Here is a 14,595-nt window from a genome sequence, read left to right as displayed (position 1 = left end):
AAAAATAAATCTTAAGGTCGGTTTTACCGGCCTTAAGTACTTTTAAATTAAAATATATTATTTTATTAATTAATAAAATTATAAAATATAAATATTTTACTAAAATATTTATATCTGGAGGATTAAAATGAATATTTTAGAAAATGATAATGAAAAAAACATTAATAGCATATTGGCAATTATTAAATCTGTATCGCTTGTTTTTGGTATAATTATAAATTCATATGAAAATTTAATAAATAAAAATTTTAATTTTGATATGAATATTACACAAGCACTTATAATCGTTTATGGAATTTTTATACCATTTATGCTTATTGTATATTCATTGTGGTCTTATTTATATTTAAACAAAAAAAATATTAAATATTCCAGGAATACATTAATAGTAGAAAATTTTGTTTTTGTATTCTTTTTTTCAATATTAATTATGTTATCAGATTCTTATTCGAGTGAATATAAATTTTTATTTTTATTTGTTGTTATTTCTTCTGTAATTCAACTAGGTGCTAAATTTGGAATTATTATAGCTTCAGTTTCATCATTTATAATATTATCAATAGATTTATTCTTTGCCCCCCCATCAAATGTTAATATTTATTTCCAAGGCGATTTAATTCTTACTGCTGCTCTTATACTTGTTGCATGGTCTTTAGGTAAATATGTTACATTTCAAAATGAAAACATAGAAAAAAAAGATGCTCAGCTTCAAATATTGAACAAAAAATTAACTGAACAAGAATTAAAAAGAAGATATATAGAACATATTATTGTAAACAATGAAACTTGTTATAATCTTCTGATTAATAATAGTAATGATGCTATATTTGTTCATCGTAATAATAAATTAATTTTTGCAAATGAAAAAGCTGCATCTTTAATAGGTATAGAATTAGAATCATTAATTAATAAATCTATTTTAGAATTTGTTCCTAATGATGAAATAGATTATGTAGAGAATAAATATAATGATATTTATAAAAATGAAGCACATACAGCATCTTTTGAACAAAAATTAATAGGCGTTAACGGAATAATAACCGTAGTTCAAAATACTTCTACTTATTTTATTTATGATGGAGAACCAACAATACTTACAATACTTAGAGATATTACTTCTGAAAAACAGGTTGAAATATTACAAAAGGATGTTCAAAAAAATATAGAATTATTAAATGAAACACGTGAATTCAATAAACTTATAACAGAGTTTTTTTCTAATATATCTCATGAGCTTAAAACACCTTTAAATATTATTTTTTCTTCATTACAATTGTTAGATTTATATAATGAAAATGATGAAAATAAATTTATGCAAAATAAAAACAAATACATTAATATAATGAAACAAAATTGTTATAGACTTATGAGGTTAATTAACAATTTACTTGATATAACAAGAGCAGATTCAGGATTTTTAGTTCCTCATATGAAAAATTGCAATATAATAAGTATTGTAGAAGATATTACAATGTCTGTTACTTCATTTGCAGAAAGTAAAGGTATTAACCTTATTTTTGATACTGACTGTGAAGAAAAAATAATGGCAATTGATCCTGATAAAATTGAAAGAATTGTTCTAAACTTACTTTCAAACGCTGTAAAATTTACAAATTGTAATGGACAAATTCTTGTAAATATATTTACAAAAGAAGATTATGTAATAATTTCAATAAAAGATAATGGAATTGGCATACCTAAAGATAAAACTCAATTAATTTTTGAAAGATTTAGGCAAGTAGATAGAAGCTTTACTAGAACTCATGAAGGAAGTGGTATAGGGCTTTCACTTGTAAAATCTTTTGTTGAAATGCATGAAGGAACAATTGAAGTAAATAGCCAATTAGGTAAAGGTAGTGAATTTATAATTAAACTTCCTGTTAAGCTATGTGATGAAGATTATATAGAAGAATCTTTAATAGATGATAATATTATAGAAAGGATTAGTATTGAATTTTCAGATATATATTCTTAAATATAATACAATATGCTTTTAAAAATCCTCTGATATAAATAAATTTTTAATAAATCGCTGTCTAAGTAAATAAAAGTTACTATATATTTAACAACTTTTATTTACTTAGACAGCGATTATTTTTTTCTAAATTTAACTTACTTTCTCTTCTAATAAATTAACATCTTCTTTTTCTTCTTTAGGTAGAACAATATTTAAAATAAATGCAATAATTCCAGCATTAGCTACCCCTGAGGATCCAAATACCATTTTAAACCATTGAGGGAATACATCTAGTGCTCCAGGTACCATTCCTACTCCAAATCCTAAACCAAGTGCTACTGCTACTATCATACTGTTTCTATTATTAAGAGGTTCTATTGTAATCATATTTATTCCTGCAATTACAATCATTGCAAACATAATAATAGCAGCTCCTCCAAGTACACTTGAAGGCATAATAGCAATCAAAGATCCCACTTTAGGAAAAAGACCTCCTAAAATAAGTATTCCTGCACCAGTAGCTATACTAAATCTATTAACAACTTTTGTCATTGATATTATACTTACATTTTGCCCAAACGCCGAGTTAGGAAGTACTCCAAATATAGCTGCAAAAGAACTTCCAACAGCATCAGCTACAACCGCTCCACTTAATTCTTTATCTGTTATTTCCCTATTTAGTCCATTTAAAGCTATAGCTGAAGAATTTCCTATGGTTTCCATAGCGCTTATAGCAAAAACAATGAGCATTGATATTATCGCATCTATATGAAAAGTTATTCCAAAATCAAAAGGTATAGGTATAGATATCCAGCTTGCTGAAACAATTTGACTAATATCAAGTTTTCCCATAAAAAAGGCTACTATATATCCTGCTAATATTCCTATTAATATTGCTGCAGAGCTTGTAGCATCTTTTCTAAACATACTAAAATACAAAACTACAACAAGAACAATAAACCCTAAAAATAAATTAGAAAAGGATCCAAAGTCAGAAGCTCCTTGTCCACCTGCAAAATAATTCATACCTACAGGAAGAAGTGAAAGACCTATAGATAATACTACTGTTCCTATAACTATTGGGGAAAAATACTTTCTAAAAGATTTTAAAAATATTCCTAAAAAGGCTATAATTATTCCGGAAACAAAACATGCTCCCATAATTGCTGAAAATCCATATTTTGTTCCAATTGCTATGGCAGTAGGAACAAAAGTAAAACTAGTTCCCATTACAATAGGAAGCTTTGATCCAATAGGTCCTATAGGATATAACTGAAATAAAGTAGCTACTCCCGCAACAAACATTGCACATTGTATTAGTTTAATTTGTACTTCTATAGGTAATTTTAATGCATTGCAAACTATTATAACCGGTGCAATATTTCCTACAAACATAGCAACTACATGCTGCAATCCAAAAATTAAAGAATCTTTTAAAGCTGGTCTTCCATCTAATTCATATACTTTTTTATCCATTTTATCCTCCTGCATTTTTTATAATTATTATAAGGTTATCTTAAAATTACTTTATTGTTTTCAAATTTATCAATTATAGCAAGTGATTCAACTCTTATACCTTCTTTTTCAATAACACTTCTGCCTTCTTGAAATCCCTTTTCTATAACTATTCCAACCCCAACAATTTCAGCACCTGCTTGTCTTATAATATCTATAAGCCCTAAAGCAGCTCTTCCATTTGCAAGAAAATCATCTATGATAAGCACTTTATCTTCAGATGTAATATAATCTTTACTTACTTTTACCATATATTTTTGTTTTTTTGTATAAGAATAAACCTCTGATTCATAAACATCTCCAAAAAAATTACTACCTAAGGTTTTTTTTGCAAAAACTACTGGAACAAAATCAAAATATTGTGAAGTAATACATGCAATTCCAATCCCTGAAGATTCTATAGTAAGTATCTTAGTAACTTTATTTCCTTCGAATCTTCTTTTGAATTCCTTGCCTATTTCGTTAAATAATTTTATATCCATTTGATGATTTATAAATGAATCTACTTTAAGAATATTTCCTGGCAATACCTTCCCTTGTTTTAATATTTCATCAACCAAAGCTTTCATATATCATTCTCCTTTAAATAAAAAAAATTCCTAAGCAGCTAAACTACCTAGGAATATATAATTTCAATGCTTTAATTATAAGCTAAAATATCAATTAAACTATAAAGTTTAAATTATAGTTTATAAAATACATAAAAGCATTGGTTAAATTATATATTCGTAGTCAGGTAGTTTACGGCCTCCTGGTAGAAACACTCAAACCATATTTTTGAGCATATACGAATAAATACTATAATATTCGACAAAATATTTTATATATTAATTATATATAATATTTTATTAAAATCAACCATTATTTTTTATTCAATAAATAAAAAGACCACATTTGTGGCCTTTTATTTAAATTAGTCTTGTTCAGGTGCTCCTACTGGACAAACATTAGCACAGTTTCCGCAATCTATGCATGAATCTGCATCAATTACATAAATACTGTCTCCTTCACTTATACAACTAACTGGGCATTCTGCAGCACATGCTCCGCAGCTTATGCAAGCATCTGTTATTTTGTATGCCATAATATACTCCTCCTAAAATTTATACTTATTTTAGATAATTGCTGCAATATATTTATTGCATAGTTTCAACATCTATTTTACCACTTTTTTATTTATTTTCAATGGTTTTATATTATAGTTTTTTTGAATAATTTTATATTATAGTATAACCTAAATCTTCAAGGCATTGTATTATGTCATCTTGTGTTAAAAAATAATCATCATAAACAACATTAACTTCCTGTTTTTCTTTGCATATTTGACAAGCTACAACACCTTCATTTTTAGATATAGCCTCTCTTATGATATTTACATCTGTTAATGTCCTCATATTAGCAATTTTTATTACTGATTTCATAATATCCCTCTTAGTCTATCAGACTTAATTTTCTTCAAATAATTCTTTTATTTCTTTTATATCAACATCTTCATCTATAATTTCTATTTTAATTTCTTCTTCATTTATAGTACCTTCATAGCCTCCAGAAACTAAAGTAACATTCTTTAATTTATAGTCTTTTATTATCTCATCTTCATTAACTTTTATTTTTACTTTAACTATCTCTTTAATAACACTATTAGATACTACTTCTCCCTCACCATCAGGAGTTTTTACTATAGATCCTACTTTAGGAAGTCTTTTTCTTATATCTTCATAGGCTTCTTGCTCATAATTTAGACAACACATAAGCCTTCCACATATACCTGATATTTTGCTTGGATTTAATGAAAGATTTTGTTCTTTAGCCATTTTTATTGAAACTGGAGCAAAATCTCCTAAAAAACTGGAACAGCATAAAGGCCTTCCACAAGGGCCAAGCCCCCCAACCATTTTAGATTCATCGCGCACTCCAATCTGTCTAAGTTCTATTCTAGTTCTGAAAATTGCGGCTAAATCCTTTACAAGTTCTCTAAAGTCAACTCTTCCATCTGCAGTAAAATAAAATATAACTTTGTTACTATCAAAAGTATATTCTACATCAATAAGCTTCATAATTAAATTATGCTGTTTAATTTTTTCAAGGCATATATTAAAAGCTTCTTTTTCTTTAAGCTGAAGCTCTTTATGTTTTTCTTCATCTTCAATAGTTGATTTTCGAATAACTGGTTTAAGAGGGGCAATTACTTCTTCATCCTTTATTTCTTTAATATCTGTAACACATTCTCCAAATTCTATGCCCCTTGCGGTTTCTACTATAACATTATCCCCTTTTTGAATAACTGTTAAGCCTGGATCAAAATAATATATTTTCCCCGCTTTTTTAAAGCGTACTCCTATAACTTTTACCATAAAGCCTCCTATATTTTTATGAATCTAAAAATTTTATAAGCATAGTACTGAAAGTTAAAGATGTATTTACATTACTTTCAAGCCTCTGCCTACTTTCATTTACTATATCTATAATAGCACTTAATCTATTAAAAGAAAATATAGAAGACATATCTTTTATAATATTAATTTTATCCAAATTAATTATAATATCCTCTTTACCAGTTTCCTTATACACCATTATATCTCTTATATATGATAAAATCCATGTAAGAACTTCCTGCCATTGATCTTTATATTTAATTAAGAATTTTTCATATTTTAAAAACTCCTCTATATTTTTACTATTTATATCTAATAAAATATTCAATGTATTATCTCTTATATCTTTAAAATTTTTATCTTCTATAAATTTTAAAGCTCGTCCAGGTATACCATCACTAAAAGCTATAATTGTTTTAATATCATTTGTTGTAAGAGTTTTATATCTATAACTTAAAAATTCATACATTTCCTCAAAGCTAAGTCTTTGAAGTTTATGAATCTGACATCTTGATTTTATAGTTTCTAATATTTCATCAAGTTTTTCACATAATAAAATAATAAAAACACCTTTAGGAGGTTCTTCTATAGTTTTTAAAAAAGCATTTTGAGCTTCTACTGTCATCTTATTTGCTTCATATATTATAATTACTTTTTTATCTCCTTCATAAGGCTTTTTATTTATTTCATCTATTACTTTATCAACCACATCTTTAATACCTATAGACTTTTTATTATTAGGTATTCTATATTCCACTAAATCTGTATACTCTCTGTCTAAATCCTTACCTAAAATTTTTAACCCTATTCCTCTTGCTATAAGACTTTTACCTATACCATCTTCGCCCACAATAAGATGGGCATGAGAAAACATGCCCTTATCTATTGAATTATTAATTTGATTTATTATACTTTTGTGTCCTATTATTTTATCAAGCTTCAATTTAATCCCTACTTTGATAGTATAATTTTAATACAGTTTTATTATATTTTTATAAATTTATCAACATCTACAACGAAAATTGTAGCTCCGCCTACCTCAACTTCAACAGGATAAGGTACATAAATCCCTGCAGAACTTGCTATTGGAGATGGTGATGTTACAACTTGGTCACGGGTCTTACATACATCTTCAATTAATCCTAATACTTTATCAACTTTTTCAGCCTCTACGCCTATCATCAAAGTTGTATTTCCTGATTTTAAAAATCCACCTGTAGTTGCAAGCTTAGTTACTCTAAAACCTTCATCAGTCAATACATCTATCAATTCACCAGCATCATTATCTTGAACTATAGCAATTATAAGTTTCATAAATACTCCCTCCTTAATTTTTGGTGTCATAAAATAAAATTTTACTCTTAATATACCTCATTACATTATATTACTTATATTATAATGTATTTACAGTAAAATAGCAAAAGATTTACATATTTTATTTATTTAAGCATAAATTATTAATTAATACTTTAATTTTATAAACTTTTATAAAATCAATCTTTATAAGCTATAAATAAATTATAAAATTTCTTCTATAAAATTAATTATTTCATTATGTATTTCTTTAATACTTCTATTAGCATCTATCACTTTTATATAATTTGAATTTTTTGAAAGTTCCATGTACCCTTCATAAACTCTTTTATGAAAATCATTCCCACTATTTTCTAATCTATCAAAAGATTTTTGCTTTTCTTTTCTTTTAAGACCTTCTTCATAGGAAATAGTAAGCATAAAAGTTATATCAGCTTTAAGTCCATCTGTTGCTACTTCGTTTATCATTCTTATTCTTTCTACTCCAAGATTTCTTCCTATTCCCTGATATACTATGGAAGATTCAACAAATCTATCACAAATAACAATATTGCCCTTATCTATAGCAGGCTTTATTATTTGCTCTACAAGTTGAGAACGGGCTGCAGCATATAATAATGCTTCACACATTGGAGACATATCATTGTTATTATTATCAAGTATAATATCTCTAATTTTTTCACTTATTCTTGTTCCTCCTGGTTCTCTTGTACAAACTACATTAAGTCCTTTATTATTTAAATATTCTTTTAAAAGAGATATCTGAGTAGTCTTTCCTGAACCATCAGGTCCTTCAAATGTTATTAATAATCCTTTACTCATCTTATTCCTCCACAACAGTTATTTTATTATTTTCTAATCCTAATACTGTTATTTTTTGTTCCATGTAATATTTTATCATATTTAAAATTTTATTATCTATAAATTCTCCTGCATTCAACAATGGAATACCAGGTGGATAAGGTACTACTTCTTCTGCACATATTTTCCCTAAAGATTCATCTATATTAATCTTTTTCTTTTTTTTATCTAAAACTTCATAAGGTAAAAGCTTAGCCTTAGGTATATATACATCTTCTATATTTATAATTAAATCATCTTTTAATTTATTTACATCACATTCATTAAGTGCTTCATATAATCTTATAAAATCTTCTTCTTTATTAAAAGGTGAAAATAATAAAACTACATTTCTAAAATCACTCATCTCACATTGTATTTTTTTACTTCTTAAATATTTTAAAAGTTTATGTCCACTATAGCCCTCTTTAACATTTATTACAAATCGGCTTAAATCCAAAATAGGATATTTTGGATTTTTAAAATCCATTTCTTTTACTATATCATCTTCACTTAATACATGAAGCCATTCTAATTTATTTATCTTTTCTTTATAAATTTCTTCCAAATTTATAAGTTTCCTATATCCTTCTTCCCCAAATTCCTTAAGATAATATCTAGCATAATCCATAGAACACATAAGCATATAAGAAGGGCTTGTACTTAAAAAACTACTTACGTAAAAATCTACTTTATTTATGTCTATATTTGAACTTTTATTAACATGGAGATACGCAGTTTGAGTAAGACTTGGAGTAGTTTTATGAGAACTCATAACTATCATATCCGCTCCAAGCTTTAAAGCACTTTGTGGAAGTTTTTTATTAACACCAAAATGAGCTCCATGAGCTGAATCTACTAAAACTTTCATATTATATTTTTTAGCCTCAGATATAATAAGTTCTAAATTAGTACAAATACCATAATAATTAGGGTAAGTAACTATAATTCCTTTAGCATCTTTATGTCTATTTATTAAACTTAAAAAATGCTCCATATCAATAGACATAGGAGCATTATATTTTTTGCTTATTTTGTTTCTAACATATATAGGCTTAAGTTTTCTCATTATTATTCCATTAAATATTGATCTGTGGCAATTTCTTTCTATTATTACTTTATCGCCTTCTTTAAAGCTTGAAAATATCATAGCTAAGTTACCGCTTGTACTTCCATTTACTAAAAAATATGATTTTTTACTCCCGTAAAATTCACTTAATAAATCCAAACTTTCTTTTATTATACCTTCAGGATGATGCAAATTATCTAATCCCTCAACTTCTGTAATATCAGCTTTTAAAAAATTTTTATAAAGTTCTTCTCCTATTTTAGTATTTTGAAATCCTATCCCACCTTTATGCCCGGGCATACAAAAATATATATTATTTTCTTTAACGTATTTTAATACTCCTTCTACAAGTGGTAATTTTGACAATTAATTTCCTCTCCTTTAAGTGCATTTTGAACAATATTCTTTTTTATACAATTTTTATAATACTCATAAAAATCTGTATCCATTTGAGTGTTAATTATTTTTTCTTCACAGCATTTACATATTCTTTTGCCGCTTATTATTATACCACTATTTAGAGGCTTTCTACATATTATACATACTTGTCTTTTCATAATTTCCCCCTTGAAAATAATTTCTTTTTTAAATTGTTGCCTCTTATACTATATTTTATTCAAATACTTTCTTTTTTTTATTTTGTCCACCTAAATATTTATAAATATATTTTTAATTTTAAGGAAACACTATTTTATATTATTTAACGTAATTTTATGGAGGGTGATAGATATGAAACAAGAAATGATAAGCTACCTTCAAACAATAAAAGAAGATATTTTTAATCTTTCTAAATATCTTTATGAAAATCCTGAAGAAAGTTTTTATGAATATAAAGCTTATAATTATTTAATCAAAATGCTTAAAGAGCATAACTTTAAAGTTACAGAAAATTATCTTGAAATTCCTACTGCTTTTTATGCTGAATATGGTAGCGGTCATCCTAAAATATGCTATATATGTGAATATGATGCTGCTACAAAAGAAGGACATATAACTGGCCATAATTTAATTTCTGCTATGTCTATGGGAGCTGCTCTTTCTTTATCTAAAGTTATTGATAAATTTAAAAGTGGTACTATAATTGTACTAGGTTGTCCTGGAGAATTTATAAGTAGTTCCAAAGTAACTATGACAAAGCAAGGCACTTTTGAAGATATAGATGTTGTGCTTATGGCTCATCCTGATATAGAAAACCATGAAAGTGGTACTTCTATGGCACTGCTTCCTATAAAAATAAAATACACAAGCAAAAACACTTTAACATATTCTCAAGATGGTGTATATTCTTCACTTGATGCTTGTTATTTTATATTTAATGCAATAAGTTTTCTTAAAAATGGATTTAAAAAAAATTGCTATATAGATAACATTATAATAAAAAATAATAGTTCTCCTGATGTTATTCCTAAAGAATCAACTATAGAATTTTACATAAGAGCTCCTAAAATGACTCAAGCTTGTGAAATAGAGAAAAAAATTGAACAATTAGCTAATACTGTTTCTAATTTAATGGAAATTATTTGCGAAACATCAAGGCCATCTCTTCCATATGATGAAATTATTCCAAACAATACTCTTTCTAGAATATTTTCTCATAATCTTAAAGAAGTTGGAATAATAGATATAGGAGATGCTAAAAATTCTTTAGCTGGTATAAGTATTGGAACTGTAAGTCATGTAGTTCCATGTATACATCCATATATATCTATAACAGATGATAAATCCATAAAATATTCAAGTCTTGAATTTGCTAAAGCTACTGTTTCTAATTATGCTAAAGATACTATATTAAAAGCTGCATCAGCCTTAGCTATGACTGGTCTTGATTTATTAGAAAAAGAATCATTACTTCAAGAGGTAAAATCTGAATTTTATAAAAATGTACAAAACTTAAAAATTAATTGCTAAAAATAAAAGTTTTCTATGTTACTTTTATAGACAATATTTTTTTATATATTATAATATAATTAAGAATGAAGTAAACTCCCTTCATTCTTAATTATTTTGGGGAGGTTTTAATATGGTTTCAATTTACAAACACATAGATGAATCCGGGAATACTTTAAAAAAACTTGACAATATTGAACCTGGATGTTGGATTAATATAGTTGCTCCCTCTGAACAAGAACTTTTATTAGTATCAAAAAGAACTGGAGTGTCTATAGAATTTTTACGTTCTGCCTTAGATGAAGAGGAAACTTCTCGTATTGATATGGAAAACAATAATTTACTTTTTATAGTTGATATACCCTTTACAGAAATGGAAGAAAACTCTCTTACATATGACACTTACCCTTTATCAATAATACATACTGAATCTGTTATTATCACTATATGTTTAAAAAACAGTAAAATATTAACTGATTTTATTGAGGGAAAGGTCAAATCTTTTTTTACTTTTAAACGCTCAAGATTTATTCTTCAAATTTTATATAAAATATCCACTTACTATTTATTGTATTTAAGACAAATAGATAAAAAAAGTTTAATGATTGAAAAAAAATTACATAAATCAATGAAAAATAAAGAACTTATTCAACTTTTATCTTTAGAAAAATCTTTAGTATATTTTTCTACATCTTTAAAATCTAATGAATTAACTCTTGAAAAAATGCTTAAACTAGATATTATGCAAAAATATCCAGAGGATAAAGACGTTTTAGAAGATGTTATAATAGAAAACAAACAAGCTATTGAAATGGCAAATATATATAGTAATATTTTAAGTGGAACTATGGATGCTTTTGCTTCTGTAATTTCTAATAATTTAAGCATAGTTATGAAATTTATGACTTCTATAACTATAGTAATGTCAATTCCAACTGTAATAAGTGGATTATTTGGTATGAACGTTGCAGTACCTTGGAATGATTCTTTAACTCCTTATGGATTTTGGTATGTATTAATTTTAATTACCATAGCTATTATAATTGCCATAATTTTATTAGATAAAAAGGACATGTTTTAAACCTATGATATCAGAAAACTAATAATTATAATTTTATAAATAAAAACCATATAAAAATAATTATAAAAGCCATACATAAAAAGTTTTTATTAATTTATGCATGGCTTTTATAATTTAATGCATTAACTTCAGTTTAAAATTAAATATTCTTTAAAGCTTCATCCAAATCATTTATTAAATCTTGTGCATTTTCAATTCCTATAGAAACTCTAATAAGCTCTGGAGTAACACCAGCTTCCTTTTGTTCTTTTTCATTAAGCTGCTGATGAGTTGTTGATGCTGGATGAATAATTAATGATTTTGCATCTCCAACATTAGCAAGATGAGAAAATATTTTTAGATTTCTAATAAGATTCTTTCCAGATTCATATCCACCTTTAACTCCAAAAGTAAAAATTGCTCCTGCCCCTTTACTTAAATACTTTTTAGCTAAATCTTTATACTTATTTCCTTCTATTTCTGGATAACTCACCCATTCAACCTTAGGATGATTTTTCAAAAATTCAACAACTTTTCTTGTATTATAAACATGCCTTTCCATCCTTAAAGAAAGAGTTTCAAGACCTAATATTAATAAGAAAGAATTAAATGGAGATATGCATGCTCCTGTATCTCTTAATAAAGAAACTCTAAGTTTAGTTATATAAGCTACATCACCTATATCATTATAATAAGAAAGCCCATGATAACTTAAATCCGGCTCAACTAAATTAGGAAATCTTCCATTATTCCAATTAAATTTTCCTGAATCAACAACTACTCCTCCAATTGCAGTTCCATGCCCTCCAATATATTTTGTAGCAGAATATATTACTATATCTGCACCAAAATCAAATGGCCTGCACAAATAAGCAGTTGCAAAAGTATTATCAATAATAACTGGTACTCCATTTTCATGAGCTATTTCTGCTACTTTTTCTATATCTATAACATTTATTCCTGGATTACCTATAGTTTCTATAAATACTGCCTTAGTCTTTTCATTTATAGCACTTCTAAAATTTTCTGCATCATCTGGATTAACAAATTTAACTGTTATTCCTAAATTTTTAAATGTATGTGAAAAAAGCGTATATGTTCCTCCATATAAAGTACTTGCAGCAACTATCTCATCTCCAGCACCTGCAATATTTAATATAGAGTACATAATAGCTGCCATACCAGAAGCTACTGCCACTGCTCCAACTCCACCTTCAAGTTCTGCAATTCTTTTTTCTAATACATCTGTAGTTGGATTCATAATTCTTGTATATATGTTACCTGATTTCTCAAGTGAAAATAAAGCTGCTGCATCTTCTGGTGAATCAAAAACATAAGAAGTAGTTTGATATATTGGAACTGCTCTAGACTTTGTTGCAGGATCTGGTTCCTGTCCTGCATGCACTTGTAATGTTTCAAATGCTAATTTTTTATTCATTTTAAAGCCCCCATTTATTTAAAAATTTTTAATAAAGTAAATAAAAAAATCTTCTTGCAGATAAAAACTACAAGAAGATTTAACTCCTTATTGTTCTTATCTTTCAGGATAACACCTGCTGGAATTGGCACCGATAAACTAACGTTCCGGTTGCCAAGGTTTCACTGGGCCAGTCCCTCCACCTTTCTTGATAAGCTACTTTATTAAATTAATATGATAATAACACCAACTATTTTAAGTGTCAATATATTTTTTGTAATTTTTATAAAATTTATGATTAATTTATGATAATATCCTAATATAGCATATAGCACAATTTTGTTGATAACTAAAGAAAAATAATTAAAAAAATCACCAATAAAGTTAATTATAATATTATAAAAATTTTAAGACATTTTTATAATAATTGATAAAGAAATTTACTCTTGCATCATTAAAACTTACTCTACTTTCTATACTTTGCTAAAGCTGGACATTTTTAAAATAGAAATTTTTTATGTTTATTATAATAATTGATAGGTATAGAAATTTTTTGTATTTATTATAATAATTGAAGGTAATTTTTAAATTATAGATATTTAATTATATAGATATTTTCAATTCACAATAGAAAAACTAACAAAAAACCACTAAGCTTTTAAACTTAGTGGTTTTTTAACCTGGCAACGTCCTACTCTTCCACTCGGTCTCCCGAGCAGTACCATCGGCGCTGAGAAGCTTAACTTGCGTGTTCGGAATGGGAACGGGTGTTACCTTCTCGCCATCATCACCAGATAATTCATTTCTGACAGATTGTATTTTATCATCTTTATATACAGCTGTCAATATAATTTAAAAAAATTTTATTGTTTAGAATTTATTGTTTTATTTATTATACTCCGTTACTAAACTACCACGGAATAATAATATTAAAGAAAACAATATTTTTATTGTTCTCTCAAAATTGCACAGATTAATATAATTGACTTAATATAATTGGTCAAGCCCTCGACCTATTAGTATCAGTCAGCTAAACATGTTACCATGCTTACACCTCTGACCTATCAACCTGATGTTCTTTCAGGGGTCTTACTAACTTAACGTTATGGGAAGTCTAATCTTGAGGTGGGCTTCACGCTTAGATGCTTTCAGCGTTTATCC

Annotated in this window: 14 protein-coding genes, 2 rRNA genes and 2 riboswitches; of the genes, 3 read left to right on the top strand and 13 right to left on the bottom strand. The window is 26.7% G+C overall.

The window, feature by feature from the left end; translation table 11 throughout:
* The first annotated feature begins 127 nt into the window (after positions 1 to 127).
* The gene (locus B5D11_RS10220; RefSeq protein WP_078682937.1) at positions 128 to 1,975 is read left to right on the top strand and encodes a sensor histidine kinase; all 1,848 of its coding nucleotides are present in this window, start codon (positions 128 to 130) and stop codon (positions 1,973 to 1,975) included.
* A gap of 132 nt (positions 1,976 to 2,107) precedes the next feature.
* Here the strand turns inward: B5D11_RS10220 and B5D11_RS10215 are convergent, their stop codons facing one another.
* The 10 genes from B5D11_RS10215 to B5D11_RS10170 form a co-directional block, all read right to left on the bottom strand.
* Positions 2,108 to 3,433, bottom strand: a complete 1,326-nt coding sequence (locus B5D11_RS10215; RefSeq protein ID WP_242942280.1) for a uracil-xanthine permease family protein — start codon at positions 3,431 to 3,433, stop codon at positions 2,108 to 2,110.
* A 35-nt stretch (positions 3,434 to 3,468) separates the two neighbouring features.
* Positions 3,469 to 4,041: a xanthine phosphoribosyltransferase gene (locus B5D11_RS10210; RefSeq protein WP_078682935.1), complete on the bottom strand. Its 573-nt coding sequence runs from the start codon at positions 4,039 to 4,041 to the stop codon at positions 3,469 to 3,471.
* Positions 4,042 to 4,181: 140 nt separating this feature from the next.
* A riboswitch (purine riboswitch) is annotated at positions 4,182 to 4,283 on the bottom strand.
* A 102-nt stretch (positions 4,284 to 4,385) separates the two neighbouring features.
* Positions 4,386 to 4,556, bottom strand: coding sequence for a DUF362 domain-containing protein (locus tag B5D11_RS10205; protein ID WP_078682934.1), 171 nt, complete (start codon positions 4,554 to 4,556; stop codon positions 4,386 to 4,388).
* A 133-nt stretch (positions 4,557 to 4,689) separates the two neighbouring features.
* On the bottom strand, positions 4,690 to 4,893 hold the full coding sequence (locus B5D11_RS10200; RefSeq protein WP_078682933.1) for a heavy-metal-associated domain-containing protein: 204 nt from the start codon (positions 4,891 to 4,893) through the stop codon (positions 4,690 to 4,692).
* 24 nt (positions 4,894 to 4,917) lie between these two features.
* A complete protein-coding gene (locus tag B5D11_RS10195) occupies positions 4,918 to 5,826 on the bottom strand; it encodes a PSP1 domain-containing protein (RefSeq protein WP_078682932.1) in 909 nt (302 codons plus the stop codon).
* A gap of 16 nt (positions 5,827 to 5,842) precedes the next feature.
* Positions 5,843 to 6,790 carry a DNA polymerase III subunit delta' gene (locus tag B5D11_RS10190; protein WP_078682931.1) on the bottom strand — a complete coding sequence of 316 codons (948 nt, stop codon included), beginning with the start codon at positions 6,788 to 6,790 and terminating at the stop codon, positions 5,843 to 5,845.
* A 41-nt stretch (positions 6,791 to 6,831) separates the two neighbouring features.
* Complete coding sequence (locus B5D11_RS10185) at positions 6,832 to 7,161, bottom strand: cyclic-di-AMP receptor (protein ID WP_078682930.1); 330 nt, start codon at positions 7,159 to 7,161, stop codon at positions 6,832 to 6,834.
* A 204-nt stretch (positions 7,162 to 7,365) separates the two neighbouring features.
* Positions 7,366 to 7,983 carry a dTMP kinase gene (gene tmk, locus B5D11_RS10180; protein WP_078682929.1) on the bottom strand — a complete coding sequence of 206 codons (618 nt, stop codon included), beginning with the start codon at positions 7,981 to 7,983 and terminating at the stop codon, positions 7,366 to 7,368.
* 1 nt (position 7,984) lies between these two features.
* The gene (locus B5D11_RS10175; protein WP_078682928.1) at positions 7,985 to 9,436 is read right to left on the bottom strand and encodes an aminotransferase class I/II-fold pyridoxal phosphate-dependent enzyme; all 1,452 of its coding nucleotides are present in this window, start codon (positions 9,434 to 9,436) and stop codon (positions 7,985 to 7,987) included.
* The gene (locus B5D11_RS10170; RefSeq protein WP_078682927.1) at positions 9,415 to 9,627 is read right to left on the bottom strand and encodes a sigma factor G inhibitor Gin; all 213 of its coding nucleotides are present in this window, start codon (positions 9,625 to 9,627) and stop codon (positions 9,415 to 9,417) included. The genes B5D11_RS10175 and B5D11_RS10170 overlap by 22 nt, the downstream gene beginning before the upstream one ends.
* A 172-nt stretch (positions 9,628 to 9,799) precedes the next feature.
* On the opposite strand from B5D11_RS10170, the gene B5D11_RS10165 reads away from it, so the two are divergent.
* Entirely contained in the window at positions 9,800 to 10,978 is a 1,179-nt protein-coding gene (locus tag B5D11_RS10165) for a M20 family peptidase (RefSeq protein ID WP_078682926.1), read from the top strand.
* Between the two features lie 112 nt (positions 10,979 to 11,090).
* A complete protein-coding gene (locus B5D11_RS10160) occupies positions 11,091 to 12,038 on the top strand; it encodes a magnesium transporter CorA family protein (RefSeq protein WP_078682925.1) in 948 nt (315 codons plus the stop codon).
* A 139-nt stretch (positions 12,039 to 12,177) separates the two neighbouring features.
* Here the strand turns inward: B5D11_RS10160 and B5D11_RS10155 are convergent, their stop codons facing one another.
* From B5D11_RS10155 to B5D11_RS10145, 3 genes are all read right to left on the bottom strand, one after another.
* A complete protein-coding gene (locus B5D11_RS10155) occupies positions 12,178 to 13,455 on the bottom strand; it encodes an O-acetylhomoserine aminocarboxypropyltransferase/cysteine synthase family protein (protein ID WP_078682924.1) in 1,278 nt (425 codons plus the stop codon).
* Positions 13,456 to 13,548: 93 nt separating this feature from the next.
* Positions 13,549 to 13,652, bottom strand: a riboswitch (SAM riboswitch).
* A gap of 460 nt (positions 13,653 to 14,112) precedes the next feature.
* Positions 14,113 to 14,229, bottom strand: a 5S ribosomal RNA gene (rrf, locus tag B5D11_RS10150).
* A 201-nt stretch (positions 14,230 to 14,430) separates the two neighbouring features.
* Positions 14,431 to 14,595 (bottom strand): 23S ribosomal RNA (locus tag B5D11_RS10145); the annotation flags it as partial.

Origin of the sequence: Clostridium sp. USBA 49, assembly GCF_900167505.1 — a bacterium.
In the GTDB taxonomy this organism is placed as follows: domain Bacteria; phylum Bacillota; class Clostridia; order Clostridiales; family Clostridiaceae; genus Clostridium_AT; species Clostridium_AT prolinivorans.
This window is presented reverse-complemented; position numbering and strand designations above follow the sequence as displayed.